Raw genomic sequence first — 21872 nt, 5'->3', positions numbered from 1 at the left:
AATAAACTGCCATAAAGCCATTATGAATAAGCCAAATAATAAATCAGCGACCAACAAGTATAAATACAATCAACGCCCAACTGATTTAAGGCATAAACGAAAATCAACTTCAGTTAACGCTTTTTCCCATCAGTCTCCTCGTAAAGTTATTTTATTTAATAAACCCTTTGATGTTTTGCCTCAATTTACTGATGAACAAGGTCGAGACACATTAAAAAACTATATTCCTATTACTGGCATTTATGCTGCGGGCCGCTTAGATAGGGATAGCGAAGGGTTATTAATTTTAACTAACGATGGCAAATTGCAAGCACGCTTAACACAGCCTGAGAAAAAAACAGGGAAAATATACTATGCTCAAGTCGAAGGTATCCCCGAGGAAACCGCATTAATCAAATTTCGCCAAGGTTTACAGTTAAATGATGGGCTAACTCAGCCTGCGGGGGTCGAACTCGTCAACGAACCAGATTGGTTATGGCCAAGAAACCCACCAATCAGAGAACGAAAAAATATCCCAACAAGTTGGCTAAAAATCACTTTATATGAAGGACGAAATCGACAAGTCCGCCGAATGACAGCAAATATTGGTTACCCTACATTACGACTGATCCGCTACCAAGTGGGTGAATTCAGTTTGGGGAACCTTTCTGTTGGTGAATGGAAGGAGGTAAATGTTGTTTAAACCTAATGTCACTGTTGCAACTATCGTACATGCTCAAGGCAAATATTTAGTCGTTGAAGAATGGGTTAATGAAAAGCCAACGTGGAACCAACCCGCTGGGCACTTAGAAGCAAATGAAACACTTTTGCAAGCCGCAAAACGTGAGTTATATGAAGAAACAGGAATTGACGCTTGCCCCTCACAGTTAATTAAAATCCACCAATGGATTGCACCTGATAAGACTCAGTTTATCCGTGTTTTATTTGCTGTCGAGCTAGAGTCCATATGTGAAACACAACCACAAGATAGCGATATTAGCGCTTGTCACTGGGTTAGTGCTCAGGAAATATTAGAAAGCCAATATCTGCGTTCGCCCTTAGTTGCAGAAAGTCTACGCTGTTTCTTGACAGGAACCCACTACCCCCTTGATATCTTGGCTGCATATGGTGAGGACTACCTTTAACGCCCCACATATTGCTTGGTGAAATCTTCATCAAGCAATAATATTCCCCTCAAACGCTGGTGCAACAAGGTCACAACATGCTAAAGTATGGGGCTTGATTTTTCCGCATTGAGACTATTTCCATGTCAAATAACAGTACCATGTCAGACAACAGCCTAAAAAAAGTCATCGTCGGTATGTCCGGTGGTGTTGACTCCTCTGTATCCGCCTATTTGCTGCAACAGCAAGGGTATCAGGTTGAAGGGTTGTTTATGAAGAACTGGGAAGAAGATGACGACACGGAATATTGTTCTGCCGCAGCCGACCTCGCCGATGCCCAAGCCGTTTGTGACAAATTAGGCATTGAATTACATACCATCAATTTTGCAGCAGAATATTGGGATAACGTATTCGAACATTTTTTGACTGAATATAAAGCTGGTCGTACACCAAACCCAGATATCTTATGTAATAAAGAAATCAAATTTAAAGCATTTCTAGAATTTGCCGCTGAAGATTTAGGGGCAGATTACATCGCTACGGGCCATTATGTCCGTCGTCGTGATATTGCAGGCAAAAGCCAGTTATTACGTGGTTTAGATGGCAATAAAGACCAAAGTTATTTTTTATATACCTTAAGTCACCAACAAGTTGCTAAAAGCTTGTTCCCAGTAGGTGAACTTGAAAAGCCTGAAGTACGTCGCATCGCAGAGGAAATTGGTTTAATTACTGCAAAGAAAAAAGACTCCACAGGGATCTGCTTTATTGGTGAACGCAAATTCCGTGATTTCCTAGGCCGCTACCTGCCCGCACAGCCTGGCCCTATCGTTACAGTAGATGGTGAAACCATAGGTCAGCATGAAGGCTTGATGTATCATACATTAGGGCAACGTAAAGGCTTAGGCATTGGTGGGACTAAAGAAGGTTCTGAAGAACCTTGGTATGTCGTCGATAAAGACGTTCAAAATAATGTCCTTATCGTTGCACAAGGGCATGAACACCCTCGTCTAATGTCCGTCGGGTTAATCGCACAACAATTGCATTGGGTTGACAGAGAAACATTAACCCAGCCTTTACGCTGTGTAGTAAAAACCCGTTATCGCCAAGCGGATATCCCTTGTACTATTACACCATTAAGCGAAGACCGCATAGAGGTTATATTTGAAGCCCCTGTAGCAGCCGTTACGCCAGGGCAATCTGCTGTCTTTTATCTAAATGAAGTTTGTCTCGGCGGCGGCATCATTGAAGCCCGTATTCAGGAGTAAATGTGGCTAAAAACTACTATGATATCACGCTTGCGTTAGCGGGTATCTGCCAAGCAAGCGCAATGGTTCAGAAACTTGCTCACGAAGGCATTAGTCAAGACCAAGACACCGAAACCATGGTCAATTGCCTCACCAATATGAATCCAAAATCAACATTGGATGTATTTGGTAATGATGAAGCAAACTTAAAAACTGGTCTAAATGCTATGTTGGGCATGTTAACGGGTGGAAATAGTGGTTTATCTGCTGAAATGACCCGCTATATGTTGAGCATTATGGTGCTTGAACGCCGTCTCAATAAAAACCAGGAAGCGATGAATCAACTGGGTCAACGTATTGAGCAATTTGAACGGCAAGCTAGCTATTTTGAGCCTCTATCAGAAGGTGTATTTAATGCGCTTGCTGGTATTTATGTCGATGTTGTCAGCCCTGCTGGCCCACGAATTCAAGTTACAGGCTCCCCTGACATCCTGAAAAATACCTTAGTACAGGCTAAAGTTAGAGCCACTTTACTCGCGGGTATTCGTTGCGCAGTACTTTGGCAGCAAGTAGGTGGAAGCCGTATCCAACTAATGTTCTCTCGCAATCGTCTGGCTAATCAGGCGAAAGATATTTTGTCTCACCTTTAAATCTGGAGTTGCTACCAATGGAATTATCCTCACTGACCGCTGTATCCCCGATTGACGGCCGTTACGGTGATAAAGTCAGCGCTTTACGCACTATATTTAGTGAGTTTGGCTTACTGAAATTTCGTGTGCAAGTTGAAGTTCGTTGGCTACAAAAACTGGCTGCAACCGCTGAAATCAAAGAAGTTCCTTCATTTGATAATGACGCAATCGCTTACTTAGATGAAATTGTCGCGAACTTCTGTGAAAAAGACGCAATGCGCATTAAAGAGATTGAGCGTACAACTAACCATGATGTTAAAGCAGTAGAATATTTCCTAAAAGAAAAAGTGGCAAATATCCCTGCACTACATGCCGTCTCTGAATTTATTCACTTTGCTTGTACATCAGAAGATATCAATAACCTTTCTCATGCTTTAATGTTAAAAACAGCGCGTGAAGAAGTCTTATTACCACAATGGCGCCAAATAATTGATAAAGTTAAAGCGATGGCACATGAGTACCGCAACTTGCCGTTGCTATCTCGCACCCATGGCCAGCCAGCAACACCATCGACTATTGGTAAAGAATTCGCCAACGTCGCCTATCGTTTAGAGCGCCAATATCGTCAGTTACAACAGGTTGAGATTTTAGGTAAAATTAACGGTGCTGTCGGTAACTATAATGCCCATATGGTAGCTTACCCTGAAGTTAACTGGCACGAGTTTAGTGAAACCTTCGTAACCTCTTTAGGTATCCAGTGGAACCCATTCACCACACAAATCGAACCTCATGACTATATTGCGGAACTATTTGATTGTGTCGCACGTTTTAACACGATTGTGTTAGATTTCGACCGTGACATTTGGGGTTACATCGCATTAAACCATTTCAAACAAAAAACAGTAGCTGGTGAAATCGGTTCTTCTACAATGCCACATAAAGTCAACCCTATCGATTTCGAAAATTCTGAAGGTAACTTAGGTTTAGCTAATGCTGTATTAGGTCACCTAGCCAGTAAACTGCCTGTTTCTCGTTGGCAACGTGACTTAACAGACTCCACAGTATTACGTAACTTAGGTGTAGGTTTAGGCTATGCTTTAATAGCCTATCAATCGACCATGAAAGGTTTAAACAAACTGGAAGTGAACGAACAGCACCTGTTGGATGAATTAAACCAAAATTGGGAAGTCTTAGCCGAGCCAATTCAAACCGTTATGCGCCGCTATGGCATTGAAAAACCTTATGAAAAACTGAAAGAACTTACCCGAGGTAAGCGTGTTACCGCTGAGGGGATGAAACAGTTTATTGATGGTTTAGAACTGCCAGAGCATGAAAAAGCGCGCCTCAAAGAAATGACACCTGCTAACTATATTGGTTACGCTGTCACTTTTATTGATGAGCTTAAATAAAACTGATTTAGACTATTTCGGCGGCCTCTGTGCCGCCTTTTTTTACTGATTTGTCTTACCTCTTAATTCCAAAAGCCAACTTCGTCGATAACCTACGTCAAAAACGCGCTGACTTACTAAGAATACGCTATTTTTAGGGTTTGTTTGACTTATATTTACTTAAACGCTTGTTGTTATTCAGAACTCTTTTTACCATAGTGCTACTATTATCATTAATAGCAACTATCATTTCCTTACTGTGAGGGTTTCAGATGCGTATTTTAATCGTCGAAGACAATGCATTACTTCGCCACCATCTAACGGTTCAGCTGAAAGAGCTTGGTCATCAAGTTGATTCCGCTGAAGACGCAAAAGAAGCGGATTACTTTTTGCATGAAAGTTGCCCTGATATTGCAGTTGTCGACTTAGGTTTACCTGAAGAAGACGGCCTTTCAATGATCAAACGCTGGCGCGGTGCGCATGTAAATATCCCAATTTTAGTTCTCACTGCACGTGAAAGCTGGCAAGAAAAAGTTCAAGCTTTAAACAGCGGCGCTGATGATTACGTCACTAAACCTTTCCAACTAGAAGAACTCGTCGCAAGAATGCAGGCACTGATGCGAAGAAATAGCGGCCTAGCCTCACAGGTATTAGAACTAGGTAATTTTGTTATTGATTTATCACGCAAAGAATTCACCGTTAACGGTGAAGCCGTCAAATTAACCGCATTTGAATATACCATTATCGAAACCTTACTACGCAACAATGGCAAAGTCGTCAGCAAAGATTCATTAATGCGTCAACTTTACCCCGATGCTGAACTAAGAGAAAGCCATACAATCGATGTGTTAATGGGGCGATTAAGAAAAAAAATACAGCAATTTCATAGTGATGATGTAATTGTCACCGTTCGTGGTCAAGGCTATCGTTTTGATGTGAATGGCTAATATGCAGTTAGGTAAATTTAAATTTAAGCCCCTTTCGCTTCGAGCACGTTTTTTATGTGCAACCTCTGCGGTCATTTTGGCACTCACTTTGTCTTACGGTATCGTTGCCATATTGGGCTATTTAATTAGCTTTGATAAAACAACTTACACCCTTTTGCGTAGTCAAAGTAACTTAATTTATAGCTTGGCACAGTGGCAAAATAATAAAATTGATATCCGTGTTCCCCCTAACTTCACGTTAAATAACCCCACATTAGTGATTATTTATGATGATCAAGGGCAAGTATTATGGCGTCAACGCGATGTGCCAAGCGTTGAAAGGCTGATCCGAAATGATTGGCTAAAAAAGGAAGGGTTATATGAGATTGATACTGACATCCGTGAAACCCGTCAACTGCTTAATGATAACCCTGAGCTAAATAATAAACTGGATGATATGGACAATGATGATGAGCCACTCACCCATTCTGTATCAGTCAGCCAATATGCCGCCAGCGAAAACCTACCAAACCTAACCATTGTCGTGGTGGATACACTTCCACAAGACTTGCAAAATACAGGTCTAGTCTGGGAATGGTTTGGCTATGTGTTACTTGCTAATTTAATTTTAGTTATCCCACTATTATGGCTAGCGGCTTATTGGAGCTTACGCCCAATTAAATCATTAGTTTCACAGCTTGGTAGCTTAGAAAAGGGGGAACGAGATACACTCGATGAAAACCCGCCTTCAGAACTTCGAGGGTTAGTCCGTAACCTCAATATTTTATTAACTAACGAGCGGAAACGTTATAGTAAATACCGAACCACGCTTTCTGACCTGACCCATAGCCTTAAAACCCCATTGGCAGTATTACAATCGACCCTACGCTTGTTACGTTCGGGTAAACAGATGAATATTGACCAAGCAGAACCTATTATGCTTGAACAAATTGGCAGGATCTCACAACAGGTCGGCTACTATTTGCACCGCGCTTCCACACAAGGTGATGAAAACATGATGTTGCGTGAAATTTCATCTGTTCCATCAATATTAGATAGCTTAGCGAGCGCCTTGCATAAAGTTTACCAGCACAAAGGAGTTGCTATCACAGTAGAAGTTTCTCCAGAAATCACTTGGCTCGGTCAGCCTAATGACTTTATGGAAGTCATGGGTAATATTATGGAAAATGCATGCAAATATTGCCTAGAATTTGTCGAAGTCACTGCGGTGACTGGGCCTGATAGCCTAACGTTAATTGTTGATGATGACGGCCCTGGCGTCCCGGAAAGCAAACGCAGTTTAATTTTCGTTCGAGGCCAACGTGCCGATACCCTTCGTCCAGGCCAAGGTCTCGGCTTATCCATCGCGGTCGATATTATTGACCAATATGATGGGGAGATCACAATTAGTGATAGCCCGCTCGGTGGTGCTCGCTTAGCCGTCACATTTAGGCAGCAATCTATGATCGAAGATAGTTAATCTGTGATATTAACCCACTTATTCCCTATTTTATGATACGTTTCCGGTATACTATTTAGGGAGTCTTATTACTAGGGGCTGCTCCAATACTGCTATCTATATTCATATAAATAGCAGCCCTCAATAATTATGGCTAACCTAATTTATTTAAAAGAAGTACTAAGTGACTTACTTCATATATAAAGGTCATTTCGTACCATTATGGCCTGTGGTATTGCCGTAACACCATCAGCAATATTCAACAGCTCCAAGGGACAATAAGATGGATTACAAACTAAATCTAGACTGGCAAAGTTTTCTGGATAGCCACTGGCAGAAGCGCCCACTGCTTATCAAAAAAGGGTTTGCAAATTTTATTGATCCTATCTCACCTGATGAACTTGCAGGTTTGGCGATGGAAGATGAGGTTGATAGCCGTTTAGTCAGCCATAAAGAAGGAATTTGGCAAGTAAGTCATGGCCCATTTGAGAGTTATGATCATCTCGGTGAGAAAAATTGGTCTATTTTAGTCCAAGCCGTTGACCATTGGCACTATCCAAGTTCCGCTCTAATGAAGCCATTTCGTGTTCTCTCTGATTGGCGAATGGATGACTTAATGATCTCCTATTCGGTTCCTGGTGGTGGCGTAGGCCCTCATCTTGACCAATACGATGTATTTATTATTCAAGGTGAAGGTCGTCGTCGTTGGCGTGTTGGGGAAAAAATCCCGATGAAACAACATTGCCCTCACCCTGACTTACTACAAGTTCAACCTTTTGATGCCATCATTGATGAAGAAATGGAGCCCGGTGATATTTTGTATATCCCACCAGGGTTCCCGCATGAAGGCTATGCAATTGAGCCATCATTAAACTATTCAGTAGGCTTTCGAGCCCCTAATACGCGTGAGTTAATCAGTAGTTTTGCCGACCATTTAATTTCGAATGATTTAGGCAGCTACCGTTACAGCGACCCTGATTTATCATTCCGTGATAACCCTGCGGAAATTTTACAAGGGGAACAAATTAAATTACGCGAAATGATGGAGTCTCTGATTAATGACCCTGACCTGTTCCGTAAATGGCTTGGTGAATTCATTTCACAATCTCGCCATGAACTAGACATTGCACCACCAGAGCCGCCTTATGAGCATGACGAAATCTATGACTTGCTAAAAACACAACAGGAAACTCTATACAAACTAAACGGGCTCCGAGCATTGCGTGTTGGTGACCAATTTTTTGTTAATGGTGAATGTTTAGAGACCCAGTGCTATGAAGCTGCTGATAGCCTATGTCGTTATGATGCGGTAAACAGCCAAATTTTAGCTGATGCTATCGATGACGTTAACTTTATCGCGCTCATTACCGCATTAGTGAATAATGGTTATTGGTATTTTGATGATTAGTCCATTTTATAAACATTAAATTTACCGAAAACACCCCCAATATTGGTAAAACAATTATTGGGGGTTAAATTTTACTCATTACATTCTAGTTAGCATATAACTTTTATTATCATTCCCAGTTAAACCGAAGCCACCCCCTTTCCCTTTAGATATCTTTATGAATATCTATAAAGTTTGCTTTCCTGTTTATTTTACTTCCGTATCAATAACATTGATAAAAGATTAAGCCCCACAAATAGGCACTCAAAGATAAAGTGTTTTTAAAATTTAATTCTAGAATATTTTTGCTTAGACCGATTAAGCTTGGGCGAATAATTAATAACCTTTCAATGATTATAACTTTATGAATATAGAAACTTTTTTAGCTTTATCCCTGTTTTCATTTGTAACATCCATTACCCCAGGCCCTAATAATATTATGTTACTTGCTTCAGGGGTCAACTTTGGTTTTCAAAAAACGTTACCACATTCGCTTGGTGTTTCAATTGGCTTTTTCATCATGCTTATTGCTGTTGGCTTAGGTGTTGGTGCACTCATTCAATCATTACCACTTGTTTATTCAACATTAAAATACATTGGTATTATTTATTTATTTTGGCTCGCATGGAAAACAACCATCAGCCATTCTATTGCTCAAGTAAATCAGCAAGACATAAAGCCATTAACATTACTTGAGGCTTCATTATTTCAATGGATTAACCCTAAAGCATGGATGATGGCGATATCAGGGATGGCAATGTATACCAATACGATAGAACCTTATATCTCAATATTATTAGTTGCCATCATATTTGCTTTGATAAACTGGCCATGTGTGGCTATTTGGGCAATGTTTGGTAGTAAATTAAGAGAAAAACTGAAGCAACCTAGTACATTAAAACGTTTTAACTTAGTGATGGGTATTTTACTCGCACTAAGTGGTATATCCGTGCTATTACAATGAAATACCCATAACATAAAACGGAAATTACCCCGCTTGCTCAATAACCTCAGCTCAGTACTTATTGTACTGAGCTTAACAGGTTCATTAAGCCCCTCATGACTGGCGGGCGTGTATTGCGGTAAGTTCAGCAATACGCATAATGACACTAACGGCCTGCTCCATCCCTTCTTGGGTGATAAACTCATGTTTACTATGAAAATTATACCCCCCAGTAAAAATATTTGGGCACGGCAAGCCACGATGTGAAAGCTGAGCACCATCAGTTCCACCGCGGATAGGTTGAATAATAGGGTTAATATCACAATCAATCATGGCCTGTTTTGCTAATTCAACCACATGTGGGTATTTCATTACTTCTTTGTGCATATTGTAGTAGGTATCGTCCAATGTCAGCTCGATATAACAGCTCGGGTGTAAGCCTTCCCCTACTTTTTCAGCAATTCGAATAATATTTTTCTTTCTTGCTTCGAAGCTTACCAAGTCAAAGTCACGAATAATATAGTTCAGTTCTGCTTTTTCTACCGTTCCCTTCATCGATGTTAAATGATAGAAACCTTCATATCCATCCGTCTTTTCGGGAGTTTCATCTGCGGGTAACATCGAATGAATACGGTTAGCTAGCCCTAAAGCATTTACCATCACCCCTTTAGCATTTCCAGGGTGTGTATTATTCCCGACTATTTTGATTGATACATTCGCCGCATTGAAGTTTTCATATTCTAATTCACCAACACCACCGCCATCGACAGTATAAGCCCACAATGCATCAAATTGCTTGAAATCAATATGGCGAGCGCCACGCCCAATTTCTTCATCAGGGGTAAATGCTAAACAAATTTTACCATGTGGAATATTGTTACCTTTTAGGCGCACTAATGCTGTAATAATCTCCGCAATACCCGCCTTATCATCAGCACCAAGTAGCGTCTTACCATCAGTCATAATTAATGTTTTCCCAATCATTTCATGTAAAACTGGGAACATGACAGGGGATAACACTTCATCACCAATCCCAAGGGCAATATCACCACCTCGGTAATTTTCGAGTACTTGTGGGCAAACATTTTTCCCCGAAAAATCAGGTGCCGTATCTAAGTGTGAAATAAAACCAATAGTTGGAACATCCCAATCAACGTTTGACGGCAAATAGGCCATCAAGCAACCTTGATCACTGAGTGTTACCTTTTCGAAACCTAAGTCAATCAGTTCTTTCATTAATGCGCGTGCAAACTTTAGCTGACCGGCACTACTAGGCACTGTTTTAGCATTCAATTTTGATTGCGTATCAAAAGCCGTATATTCAAAAAACCGCTCCAAGAGTTTGTCCATACCCTTCCCCCTCAAATATCAATGTCTGTATTATGGGAAAGATCACAGATTCAATTATTGTCTCAAATCAGCTTTGCTGTTAATGCTTGCAGGTTTTCGCAATAAATCTTTAATGAAATTTATTTTTTACACACTATTTTGATTTTCTCTTGCAACTAACCATTTTTAATACCTAAGACTAGTTAGGGGAATAATTAAATTGTATTATTTTATTAGCCCCCTATATTTGTTAGTTAAAACAGTGAATTAAGTTAGATATCATTTATCAATTGCACTAATTACCTATTATTATTTATTAATACTGTGCTATATCTGACGCATTATTATTTCGTTTATTATTTTTTATAATAATTAATGTAATTTTTATTCAAGTTATCGGGACGTTTATGTCAAAAACATATTTGATTTATGGTGTGAGTAAAGGATTGGGCAAAGCACTTGTTGAAGGTATTCCCACAAATGAAGAGCTGGTTTACGGCGTCTCTCGTTCCAAACCCCCGTTTGAGCAAAGTAATTTTACTTGGCTCCCCGCTGACCTAAATGATAGCCAGTCTGCTAATATCATTAAAGATAAGGTTAAAGAACAACCGATTAACACCTTAATTTACAATGTAGGAATTTGGGAAAACTTGGCTTTTAGTGACGATTACCAGTTTGAAACAACTGATGACCTTGAGTTACTCAATATTATCCAGACGAATATCAGCGCCTGTTTATTAAATTTAAAAATGCTATTACCTAATTTACGCTCAGCTGAAAACAGTAAAATAATTTTAATTGGCTCTACATGGGGGCTAGATAATCATAATGGTAAAGAAGTTGCATTTTCCGCCACAAAATATGCCTTAAGGGGAATAGTGCAATCGCTAAGGGAAACATTACGTGAAGATAAAATTGGCATTTCTATCATAAACTTAGGTTATCTTGCTACAGAATACCCATTGTCTGTCCCTGTGGCTGAGGTTATTGAGAAGAGTCACGGGCAATTGATCCCATTACAAGATGTTGTCAATGCAGTACGTTTTATCCTAAGCACCAGTAATGCTACCTGTGTTAAGGAAATCACAATGCCGGCGATGATGGATTTAAATGTATAAAGAGGAATAGCTAAGGGAAATGACCGTTTCCCTTAGCCTGAAGTTGACTTATTTCGTTGTGCTTTTTACCTGTAATTCTGTAATAAGCTTATTAATATATTCCACTACAATTTTACTGGCTAAGCCGTAGTGCTTTTCATCAAACTCACTTTCTACCTGACTCGGTTCTAAATTTAATTCAACTGTATGTGCACCATGTAACTTCGCTTCATGAACAAAGCCCGCTGCCGGATACACATGGCCTGATGTACCAATTGAAATAAAAATAGTCGCTGATTCAATAGATTGATAAATATAATCCATGCCAATAGGCATTTCACCAAACCAAACAATATGTGGACGTAATGGCTGTGGAAACTGACAGCAGTGGCAGCGGTCTTCCACTGATAAATCCCCTTTCCACTCGACAACCTGATTTGACCAGTTACAACGTACCTTTAATAATTCACCATGCATATGGATGATACGCTGACTCCCGGCTCTTTCATGTAAATTATCAATATTTTGAGTGATCAATAAAAAGCGATCGCCAAGTAACTCTTCAAGCTGAGCTAAAGCATAATGCGCCGCATTAGGCTTGATATTTTCTTGCTGTAATTGCCGACGACGCTCATTATAAAAACGTTGAACCAGTTTAGGGTTACGTTCGAAACCTTCCGGCGTTGCAACGTCTTCAACGCGGTGCTCTTCCCATAAACCATCCGCAGAACGAAATGTTTGGATCCCTGACTCAGCTGAAATCCCCGCACCAGTCAATACGACAATATTCACATTTTTCATATTATTTAATCTGTTATCTATATAAAAAGACCGGTTGCGAAGTCGCTGGCGACGTACACATTTATTTTTACGAGCTTTTTTTAATCTATAACGAAATCGCAACATCAAAAACTTCCTTTCATCCATGTAACTAATAAACTTGACACCTAGACGAGGCCGAGTACTTGTTTAACGCTGTATTTAGCGGCTCTACTCTCTGATTTATCATTAGTGTACAAATAAATATGCTTCTATATATTTTTATTAGTATATCTCACATTTACATATTCAACTTTGCACTATCTTAATGTTAACACACTAGAACTCATCACAATGACGAATGCAAATAAAAATATCGAGGGCATCGAACTTGTCACTTTTTCTTCATAAAACTGACATCTTTCTTTCATATTAATCCCCAATATCCCTAGAACTGTAAAACAATAAAAAAAACCTTCTTGATATGACTACCTACGGTTAATATACCGCTCGTCGATTTTGCTGTAATGATTATTCACCATTAAAAGGGATTGCATGGAAAAGTTTTTCGAAAAAACAATGTATGCTTCACGCTGGATTTTAGCGCCAATTTATTTCGGGCTTTCACTGACACTGTTGGCATTAACTATTAAGTTCTTTCAAGAACTGTTCCATATTTTACCGAATATTTTAGCAATACCAGAGGCAGATCTCATCCTCACATTGCTCTCATTAATTGATATGGCATTAGTCGGTGGGTTATTAGTGATGGTGATGTTTTCAGGATATGAAAACTTTGTCTCCCAAATGGATATCCCAGAAGAAAGTGAAAAGTTAGGTTGGCTAGGTAAAATGGATGCCTCGTCACTGAAGAATAAAGTGGCTGCATCTATTGTCGCAATTTCATCAATTCACTTATTGAAAATTTTTATGGACTTAAAAAGCGTTTCGAACGATAAACTAATGTGGTATGTGATCATTCATTTAACCTTTGTTTTATCTGCTTTTGTCATGGGCTATTTAGATAAAATGACTAAAAAATAGCAACATGACCGCCTATAGCTACAGCTCTGATTAAAACTAATTTAATAGCCTATTTTATCAATAATAGGCTATTAAACGCCCCCTCTAACGCATCTTTAACACACTGAATACTCGCCATTTATGCTATCCTAACCACCTACTTGCCTATTGATTATAAGGAATATTTTAATGAGCGAGCACTTTGTCGGTAAATATGAAGCTGAAATTAAATTTCGGTTACCAAACCCTGAGAGTTTTCTACAAAAAATAAAAGCCGACCAAGCTGAGCCATTTACTGAAAATAATTCAGAAACTGATTATTTCTATGACAGTGAAAATTCGCCACTTGCAGCGAATAATATTAGCATGTGTGTTCGTGAGATGGTTCCGTCAGGGATTAAGTTATGGATAGTCAAGGGCCCAGGTTCTTCCGAATGTAAAGCAATTAATATTGATGACTGCCAACATGTGCAAAATATGTTAGTAACACTAGGTTATCACTGTAGTTTGGTGACAACAAAAGTTCGTAGTATTTACTTCCTGAATGATGTTCATATCACCATAGACCATCTTGCTGGCATCGGTTGGTTTGCCGAATTCGCTATCATGACGGACGATAGTCGTTTACTCAAACACTTATATAACAAATTATTAAGTGTTGCGATGACATATGGTTTCACGGAAGCGATGATTGAAAAGCGTAGCTATAAACAAATGTTCTTAGAAACACAAACCCAATAAAGAAGCCAATCACCTTAAAGCCTATTGCTAAGGTGATTGGCTGAGTGTGCACTGATTATTGACCACTAAGGATGCGAGCTGGGTCTAATTTGCTTGCTCGGCGAGCTGGGTACCAACTTGCCACCAAACTTAAAATAATCGTTGTGATTAAAACATAGACCACATCCATCATATGCAATTCAGAAGGCAGAAAATCGATAAAGTAAACATCTCCAGATAGAATTGGGTGACCGACTACTTTTTCTATCCCTTTGATTATAGTTGTTAAATTTAAGGATATCGTTATACCTAATACAACACCAATCAAAGAGCCAACTAAGCCACCTAATAACCCATACCATAAGAAAATAGCACGGATTTGCCCATCCTTAGCCCCTAGCGTCCGTAGTACAGCAATATCACTGCTTTTATCTTTAACTGCCATCACAAGAGTCGATACAATATTAAAGCATGCAACGCCAATCACTAGGATCATAGCTAAGTACATAATACTTCTAACCATTTGAATATCATTGTACATATAGCCGTAATCACCAATCCAGCTTTTAACGATGACATGATGCATTGTCTTTAACCCAGCATCATAAACCACCTTATCGGCGATAAAAGGATCTGTTGCTTTAATTTCGAAACCTGTCACGCCATCACCGTAATCAAGGTATTCTTGAGCATCCGCAAGCGGCACTAAAGCAAGTTGGTGATCCAATAAACCGCTAAGCTTAAACACCCCCGTTACCTGAACACGAATACGTTTAGGCTGTTGGATTTTCAAACTTTCATCCGTATTGGGGATCATGATTGTAACCCAGTCCCCTTCCTTAACATTCAATGCATTAGCAACGCCTTGCCCCAAAATAATGGATTGTTTCCCTGCTTCAAAATGCTCCCATGCATCGTTAAGGATAAACTGTGGCAATGCACTAACTTGCGATTGCGTTTCGCGAGAAACTCCCATCACTTGGATTGCTTTTAAATTCGCCCCCCGCTCAAGCAACCCTGTAAAATTGATGTATGGGCTCACGGCTTCCACACCTGGGGTTTTGCGAATGACTTGTTCGGCAAAATCTAAATCTTTATAAGGGGGCTTTACTGCATATATCTGGCCATGTGGGACCACAGATAGCACGCGGTTATTTAATTCGCGCTCAAAACCATTCATGGCACTCAAGCCGATGACTAAAACAGCAACGCCAAGCACAATACCCAATGTCGACACTATCGACACCAAAGAAACCAACCCCGTCCGACGGCGACCACGACTAAAGCGTAACGCTGTTAATAATGTAAGAGGCATTTTAAACATTACCGAGCCCCCAAGGTAACTTCCTGTTGTAAGTGCCCGTCACGCATTTCCAATTGGCGGGATAAACGGCGCGCCAATGTCATATCATGAGTGACAACTAAAAAAGCAGTACGTTGTGTACGATTTAGCTCCCCCAATAACTCAAAAATGGCATCTGCGTTACGTAAATCAAGATTCCCCGTTGGTTCATCAGCTAATACTAAAGCGGGCTCATTAACCAACGCTCTGGCGATTGCCACCCGTTGACGCTCCCCCCCTGATAACTCAGATGGCCTATGCCCTGCACGATGTGCCAAACCTACCGCTTCTAACATTTCTGTCGCTTTAGTCAATGCCAATTCTTTTGCAGCACCACCAATTAACAGTGGCATAGCCACATTTTCAAGTGCCGTAAAGTCAGGTAGTAGGTGGTGGAATTGATAAATAAAGCCTAAATCCTTATTTCGAATAGCAGCGCGTTCATCAGAAGACAATTGATTAATATGCTGCCCACGAAAAATTACATTCCCTTCAGATGGCGTATCTAAACCACCAAGTAAATGTAATAAGGTACTTTTACCAGACCCGGAGCTCCCCACAATGGCCATCATTTCGCCAAGCCCCATAGAAAAGCTGACATTTTTTAGCACTTGCGTAGACAATGCCCCTTCTTGATAGGTTTTATTTAAATTTTCACAGACAAGAAGTGGTTGTTTATTCATAACGTAAAGCCTCAGCAGGTTGGACCGCTGCTGCACGCCAAGAAGGATAAAGCGTCGCAAGCAGTGAAATCAGCATCGCACTTAGTGCAATAATTAAAATACCTGAGTAATCAAGTACAATCGGTAGAGATACACCTTTTGGTAATAAACCAATCAGTGGCATGATAAAATTTAACTGGCTAGACAATAGTGTACCAAGTACCGTCCCCACTAGTGAGCCAATCACCCCTGCGCCTGCGCCTTGGATCATAAAGATGGCTAAAATACGCCAGCGTTTTAGACCGAGGGTTTTTAATATTGCAACTTCACCTTGTTTTTCCATCACCAGAAGTGATAACGAAGTGATAATATTAAAAGCTGCCACCGCAATAATTAGGCTAAGTAGTAAACCCATCATATTTTTTTCCATGCGTACAGCTTGAAAAAACTCCCCTTTGCGTTCTCGCCAATCCGTCCATACCAACCCGCTAGGCAATGCTTGCTTACTTAGTTCATCCACTTTTAAAGGTTCATCTAAATACAAACGCCACCCAGTAATACGACCAGCTGGATAACGCAACATACGTGCTGCATCTTGCTGCGCAACAATCAATTCACTGGTATCCGCTTCGCCATTGGTTTGGAAAATACCTGCGACGTTAAACAAACGCTGACTTGGAATACGCCCCATTGGCGTTAACTGGCTCACACCCGGAATGATTAAACGGACTTCATCCCCCCGCTTAACTCCTAAATTTTCCGCCAGTTTATTCCCCAAAAACACATTGTAGCTACCTGCTTTTAGGTCCTCTCGTTGGCCACTAATCAGTTTGTCTAATAGCAAAGAAGGTTCTGCTGGTTCGATTCCCCCCATCATTCCAACACCAACATTGGTGCGGCTTTGTAGTACGACATCAGATTGTACAATGGGAGCTATGTGGTTAACCCCTTTTAAATTCTGTAAGGCCTTTATGGGGTGTTGGGCTGGGTCGATATTTCCAGATGCTGAGGTTAAAATTGCCTGCGGCATATAAGCAAGTATGCTATCTTGTAGCGATCGCTCGAAACCATTCATCACTGATGTAACCGTAATTAATGCCGTAACGCCCAGTGTGATGCCGATTGCTGACAAACTGGAAACAAAGCGCCCGAATTTATCGGCAGCGCGTCCACGTAAATAGCGTAGACCTATAAATAATGAGACAGATTGGTGCATGAAGTCTATGATGCCCCTGTTGCCAAAGCGAAGTGTTCAGCGATAATAAAGGGTACGATTGATGAATGGAACCACTCACGGGTATTTTTTCTTATTTGAGTGCCTTTTTGTCTGACTTTCAGACAAATTACGAGTTAAAACCGATTGTATTATTGTGAATTTTATTGTTTAACTATCTATTGGTTAATTTAAGTATTAATCATAAAAAAACTGGCTATCATTATATTGAATTTTGTTTAATTGCTTAACTAATCGCTGTGAGATACCAAAGATTTCTATGTCGTCAAAATTTCGTTATGAACTCCCTAGTCGTAGTGGCGATGTCCGCCATTTAGGTTGCCTTATCGGGGCGGCTGGTGCGCTTGAATGTGGAGAAATGATCCAACGTCATCAAGGGCCTGTTGTTATTGTCACTCGTGATATGCAAAATACTTTGCGCTTACGTGATGAAATTCAACAATTTACACATCACCCTATTGAAACCCTTTCTGATTGGGAAACATTGCCTTATGACAATTTCTCCCCACATCAAGAAATCATTTCTCATCGTTTATCAACACTATACCGCTTACCATCTATGCAAAAAGGCGCATTAATCCTTCCGGTTAATACGCTTATGCAGAAAGTTTGTCCCCCTGATTTTTTAACTAGCCATGCATTGGTCATGGCAAAAGGCGATAAACTTTCCCGTGATAATTTACGTGCCGAATTAGACAAAGCAGGCTATCGCCATGTTGAGCAAGTTCTAGAGCATGGCGAGTATGCAACCCGTGGGGCGTTATTAGATTTATTCCCAATGGGCAGTACATTACCATTTCGTATTGATTTCTTTGATGATGAAATTGATAGTTTGCGAACTTTTGACGTTGACTCACAACGAACACTTGAGGAAGTTAGCCATATCAATCTCCTCCCTGCTCACGAGTTTCCAACGGATAAAGACGCAATTGAACGTTTCCGTAGCCAGTGGCGGGAACGCTTTGACGTTCGCCGTGACCCAGAGCACATTTACCAGCAAGTCAGTAAAAATACGTTACCAACTGGTATCGAATATTGGCAGCCTTTATTTTTTTCACAGCCTCTGCCCTCGTTATTTGATTATTTACCGTCATCTAGTTTATTGGTTTCACAAAATATACAAGAAGCCGCAGAACGCTTTCAACTCGATACGTTGCAACGTTATGATAGCCGTAGGGTTGACCCAATGCGGCCATTACTCCCCCCTACAGACTTATGGTTAACCGTTGAACAGCTCAACCAATCATTAAAACAATGGCCTCGTGTTCAATTATCCGCTGAATCTTTAGCTCCCAAAGCCGCTAATACGAATTTAGACTATTTACCACTACCGGACATCAGTACTCAAGGCCAAAACAAGACCCCTTTAGACAAACTTCGTCAATTCACGGAACAGTTTGATGGCAAGATCATCTTTTCTGTGGAAAGTGAAGGTCGCCGTGAAACAGTCACGGAACTGTTAGCTCGCTTGAAAATTCGCCCTGAAATTATTGATCATTACGCAAGTCACATTGATAGCCGTTTTGCTATTACTATCGGCGCAGCTGAGCGTGGTTTTATTCAAGTCGATGCCCATAAAGCGTTGATATGCGAAAGCGACCTGTTAGGTGAACGCGTTGTTCGTCGTCGTACTGATAACCGCCGAACAATTAATACCGATACACTGATCCGTAACTTAGCTGAATTACGTCCGGGGCAACCCGTCGTCCATATTGAACACGGCGTTGGTCGCTATCAAGGGTTAATCACCCTAGAAGCCGGTGGCATTAAAGCAGAATACTTAATCTTAACTTATGCAGGTGAAGATAAACTCTATGTTCCGGTCTCGTCACTGCATTTAATTAGCCGCTATGCAGGTGGTGCGGATGAAAATGCGCCATTACATAAGCTAGGCAGTGATAGCTGGGGACGTGCCCGCCAAAAAGCGGCTGAAAAAGTACGTGATGTTGCAGCAGAGCTGCTGGATATTTACGCACAGCGTGCAGCCAAAGCGGGCTTTGCCTTCAAACAGGATAAAGAACAGTACCAAGAGTTTTGCCAAGGTTTTCCTTTCGAAACAACCCCTGACCAAGAGATGGCAATTAATGCTGTACTCAGTGATATGTGCCAACCATTAGCTATGGATAGGTTGGTATGCGGTGATGTTGGGTTCGGTAAAACCGAGGTGGCTATGCGTGCAGCATTCCTAGCTATCAACAATGATAAGCAGGTGGCTGTTTTAGTTCCAACCACCTTACTTGCACAACAGCATTATGATAATTTCAAAGACCGATTCGCCAATTGGCCTGTGCGTATAGAAATGTTGTCTCGCTTTAAAACGGCGAAAGAGCAGCAACAGATTATTGCTGAGACTGCAGAAGGCAAAGTTGATATTTTAATTGGCACTCATAAACTGCTACAAAGTGATTTAGTATGGAAAGATTTGGGCTTATTGGTAGTAGATGAAGAGCACCGCTTTGGCGTCCGTCATAAAGAACGAATAAAAGCTATGCGTGCAGACGTTGATATTTTAACACTTACAGCAACTCCTATTCCTCGGACACTGAATATGGCAATGAGTGGTATGCGCGATCTATCCATTATCGCCACGCCGCCAGCACGCCGTTTAGCTGTAAAAACCTTTGTTCGCCAATATGACGAGCTCGTGGTACGTGAAGCCATTTTACGTGAAACACTACGTGGGGGCCAAGTTTACTACTTATACAATGATGTTGAAAATATTGAAAAAGCCAAAGCGCGCCTTGAAGAACTAGTCCCTGAGGCTCGTTTCGTTGTTGGTCATGGCCAAATGCGGGAGCGGGAATTAGAACGGGTGATGACCGACTTCCATCATCAACGTTTTAATGTTTTGATATGTACGACTATTATCGAAACGGGTATCGATATTCCTACTGCAAATACCATTATCATTGAACGAGCTGACCATTTTGGGTTAGCACAATTGCATCAATTACGTGGTCGAGTCGGCCGGTCACACCACCAAGCTTATGCTTACTTACTCACACCGCATCCTAAAGCAATGACAACAGATGCCCACAAGCGTCTCGAAGCCATTTCTTCACTTGAAGATTTAGGGGCTGGGTTCGCACTTGCGACTCATGATTTAGAAATTCGAGGTGCAGGAGAATTACTTGGCGAAGACCAAAGCGGGCAGATGACAACTGTTGGCTTTACCTTATATATGGAACTGTTAGAAAGCGCGGTCGAGGCCCTAAAAGAAGGGCGTGAACCTTCACTGGAAGACTTAACTAGCCAACAAACTGAAGTTGAGCTACGGATGCCGGTTCTTTTGCCTGACGATTATATACACGATGTAAATATGCGACTATCTTTTTATAAACGGATAGCCAGTGCAAAAGATAATCAAGAATTAAACGAATTACGTACCGAGTTAATTGACCGTTTTGGCACCCTCCCTGATGCAGGCAAGTTCCTTTTAACGTCTGCTGCAATTCGTTTGCAAGCTCAAGCTTTAGGTATTAAGCGTATTGAAGCCCATGAGAAAGGGGGTTTTATTGAGTTTAGTGAGAAAAATAAAGTCGAACCGGGCTTCTTGATCAGCTTGTTACAAAATCAACCACAAACTTATCGCTTAGAGGGTCCCGTCCGACTGAAGTTTTTCCATGATTTAGCGGAAAGGACAACTCGGCTTGAGTTTATAAAACAACTATTAACCAGTTTTGAAGAACACCAATTAACCTAAAAAACTCAAGGTGTAAAAATGTTACAGGCAATCAATTAAGATTGCCTGTAATAGAATATTCAAATTGGTTAAACCTATTCCATAAAACCAAAAGTATTTTGGTTTGGTTGCAATTCTAATATTGCAGACGGGTTTCCAGTAATTGGTAAATTATTTGGTTGTAAACAATAAAATGGCAATAAGCTTTTGACATCACTGCGGATTGTTTCGCATACAGAAGCTGATGATGTCAAAACCAAACGCCCCTCCTCATTTAACGGAATAAACATAGAAGGTGCATAGGAAGTTCTCACTTTCCCCACTGTTTTACCAATTTGGTAGACAACATCATAGCCAACCACAACTAATTCCATTTTTTGCGCTGATACACAGGTTGGGTCACGCTCATAAAACAAGGATGGGAACCCCTTACCTTGTAGCGCTTCTATCATAAAGACCATTTTACATTCGCTTTGCGCAGGGTGAAAACGAGAAAGTGATTGTTGGTCAAAAGTACCTAAAACCCCAGTTACCGTACAATTTTGGTACTCAACAAGCCGGTTAGATTTGATAGGCTCAACCGATAATACGGTTGCTAATTTAATTTCAGGCTCACGCGTGAAGATAACAACTAACAATACAATAAGGCATGCCACTATAGCTGCTAATAACAACTTAAATTTTAGCTTCATAGTACAATCCTTATTAAATTAATACTGACCTATTGTAACGGCTACTCAAGATAATTCGATGCATTACATGCATTAGATATATTTTTTAGATTTATCCGAAATTATAATTGTTAAATTCTACTTAATATAAGATTTAAATTAATTAAATGTGAGGTTTAATATCCATGATATGACTCAGCGATAAATAAAATAGGTTAAATTAACTATATTAATCAATACATTATATTTTATTGATTTCTAAATTTTCTGAGTT

At 40.4% G+C, this 21872-nt stretch carries 19 protein-coding genes; 13 read left to right on the top strand and 6 right to left on the bottom strand.

All coding sequences use genetic code 11. The features are described 5' to 3' along the window. The first annotated feature begins 22 nt into the window (after positions 1–22). From rluE to M1F14_RS12435, 9 genes are all read left to right on the top strand, one after another. On the top strand, positions 23–682 hold the full coding sequence (gene rluE / locus M1F14_RS12475; protein ID WP_181468562.1) for a 23S rRNA pseudouridine(2457) synthase RluE: 660 nt from the start codon (positions 23–25) through the stop codon (positions 680–682). Then, on the top strand, positions 675–1124 hold the full coding sequence (locus tag M1F14_RS12470; RefSeq protein ID WP_042844307.1) for an NUDIX domain-containing protein: 450 nt from the start codon (positions 675–677) through the stop codon (positions 1122–1124). The genes rluE and M1F14_RS12470 overlap by 8 nt, the downstream gene beginning before the upstream one ends. A gap of 140 nt (positions 1125–1264) precedes the next feature. Then, positions 1265–2368 carry a tRNA 2-thiouridine(34) synthase MnmA gene (gene mnmA, locus M1F14_RS12465; protein WP_042844306.1) on the top strand — a complete coding sequence of 368 codons (1104 nt, stop codon included), beginning with the start codon at positions 1265–1267 and terminating at the stop codon, positions 2366–2368. Positions 2369–2370: 2 nt separating this feature from the next. Continuing rightward, positions 2371–2997, top strand: a complete 627-nt coding sequence (gene hflD, locus M1F14_RS12460; RefSeq protein WP_042843472.1) for a high frequency lysogenization protein HflD — start codon at positions 2371–2373, stop codon at positions 2995–2997. Positions 2998–3014: 17 nt separating this feature from the next. Further along, the gene (gene purB / locus M1F14_RS12455) at positions 3015–4385 is read left to right on the top strand and encodes an adenylosuccinate lyase (protein ID WP_042843471.1); all 1371 of its coding nucleotides are present in this window, start codon (positions 3015–3017) and stop codon (positions 4383–4385) included. Between the two features lie 251 nt (positions 4386–4636). Further along, complete coding sequence (phoP, locus tag M1F14_RS12450) at positions 4637–5311, top strand: two-component system response regulator PhoP (RefSeq protein ID WP_048607402.1); 675 nt, start codon at positions 4637–4639, stop codon at positions 5309–5311. A gap of 1 nt (position 5312) precedes the next feature. Continuing rightward, on the top strand, positions 5313–6770 hold the full coding sequence (phoQ, locus tag M1F14_RS12445; RefSeq protein ID WP_173424794.1) for a two-component system sensor histidine kinase PhoQ: 1458 nt from the start codon (positions 5313–5315) through the stop codon (positions 6768–6770). 262 nt (positions 6771–7032) lie between these two features. Further along, positions 7033–8157, top strand: coding sequence for a cupin domain-containing protein (locus M1F14_RS12440; RefSeq protein ID WP_042843468.1), 1125 nt, complete (start codon positions 7033–7035; stop codon positions 8155–8157). A 343-nt stretch (positions 8158–8500) separates the two neighbouring features. Then, the gene (locus tag M1F14_RS12435; RefSeq protein WP_042843467.1) at positions 8501–9100 is read left to right on the top strand and encodes a LysE family translocator; all 600 of its coding nucleotides are present in this window, start codon (positions 8501–8503) and stop codon (positions 9098–9100) included. A gap of 93 nt (positions 9101–9193) precedes the next feature. Here the strand turns inward: M1F14_RS12435 and pepT are convergent, their stop codons facing one another. Further along, positions 9194–10429, bottom strand: coding sequence for a peptidase T (gene pepT, locus M1F14_RS12430; protein ID WP_042843466.1), 1236 nt, complete (start codon positions 10427–10429; stop codon positions 9194–9196). A gap of 386 nt (positions 10430–10815) precedes the next feature. On the opposite strand from pepT, the gene M1F14_RS12425 reads away from it, so the two are divergent. Beyond that, the gene (locus M1F14_RS12425; RefSeq protein WP_042843465.1) at positions 10816–11526 is read left to right on the top strand and encodes an SDR family oxidoreductase; all 711 of its coding nucleotides are present in this window, start codon (positions 10816–10818) and stop codon (positions 11524–11526) included. Positions 11527–11574: 48 nt separating this feature from the next. Here the strand turns inward: M1F14_RS12425 and cobB are convergent, their stop codons facing one another. Beyond that, positions 11575–12408 (bottom strand): Sir2 family NAD+-dependent deacetylase, encoded by an 834-nt coding sequence (cobB, locus tag M1F14_RS12420; RefSeq protein WP_042844305.1) that lies wholly within the window; start codon positions 12406–12408, stop codon positions 11575–11577. Positions 12409–12819: 411 nt separating this feature from the next. Between cobB and M1F14_RS12415 the strand changes: the two genes are divergently transcribed. After that, positions 12820–13308 (top strand): TIGR00645 family protein, encoded by a 489-nt coding sequence (locus M1F14_RS12415; RefSeq protein WP_042843464.1) that lies wholly within the window; start codon positions 12820–12822, stop codon positions 13306–13308. Positions 13309–13476: 168 nt separating this feature from the next. Continuing rightward, positions 13477–14028, top strand: coding sequence for a class IV adenylate cyclase (locus tag M1F14_RS12410; RefSeq protein WP_048607406.1), 552 nt, complete (start codon positions 13477–13479; stop codon positions 14026–14028). Positions 14029–14083: 55 nt separating this feature from the next. Here the strand turns inward: M1F14_RS12410 and lolE are convergent, their stop codons facing one another. From lolE to lolC, 3 genes are read right to left on the bottom strand one after another with little or no spacing between them, the layout of a single operon-like run. Next, entirely contained in the window at positions 14084–15331 is a 1248-nt protein-coding gene (gene lolE / locus M1F14_RS12405; RefSeq protein ID WP_042843462.1) for a lipoprotein-releasing ABC transporter permease subunit LolE, read from the bottom strand. Continuing rightward, positions 15331–16032, bottom strand: coding sequence for a lipoprotein-releasing ABC transporter ATP-binding protein LolD (lolD, locus tag M1F14_RS12400; protein ID WP_042843461.1), 702 nt, complete (start codon positions 16030–16032; stop codon positions 15331–15333). Before lolD ends, lolE begins: the two co-directional genes overlap by 1 nt. Then, the gene (gene lolC, locus M1F14_RS12395) at positions 16025–17227 is read right to left on the bottom strand and encodes a lipoprotein-releasing ABC transporter permease subunit LolC (RefSeq protein WP_042843460.1); all 1203 of its coding nucleotides are present in this window, start codon (positions 17225–17227) and stop codon (positions 16025–16027) included. Before lolC ends, lolD begins: the two co-directional genes overlap by 8 nt. A 277-nt stretch (positions 17228–17504) precedes the next feature. Here lolC and mfd point away from each other — a divergent pair, with 277 nt between their 5' ends. Beyond that, positions 17505–20948, top strand: a complete 3444-nt coding sequence (gene mfd, locus M1F14_RS12390) for a transcription-repair coupling factor (RefSeq protein WP_181468563.1) — start codon at positions 17505–17507, stop codon at positions 20946–20948. 74 nt (positions 20949–21022) lie between these two features. Here the strand turns inward: mfd and umoD are convergent, their stop codons facing one another. Next, positions 21023–21619, bottom strand: coding sequence for a UmoD family flagellar biogenesis regulator (gene umoD / locus M1F14_RS12385; RefSeq protein WP_042843457.1), 597 nt, complete (start codon positions 21617–21619; stop codon positions 21023–21025). Positions 21620–21872 lie beyond the last annotated feature (253 nt).

Origin of the sequence: Providencia sp. PROV003, from assembly GCF_045040775.1 — a bacterium.
In the GTDB taxonomy this organism is placed as follows: domain Bacteria; phylum Pseudomonadota; class Gammaproteobacteria; order Enterobacterales; family Enterobacteriaceae; genus Providencia; species Providencia huashanensis.
Note: the sequence above shows the minus strand (reverse complement) of the source record. Positions and strands in the feature narration are given on the sequence as shown.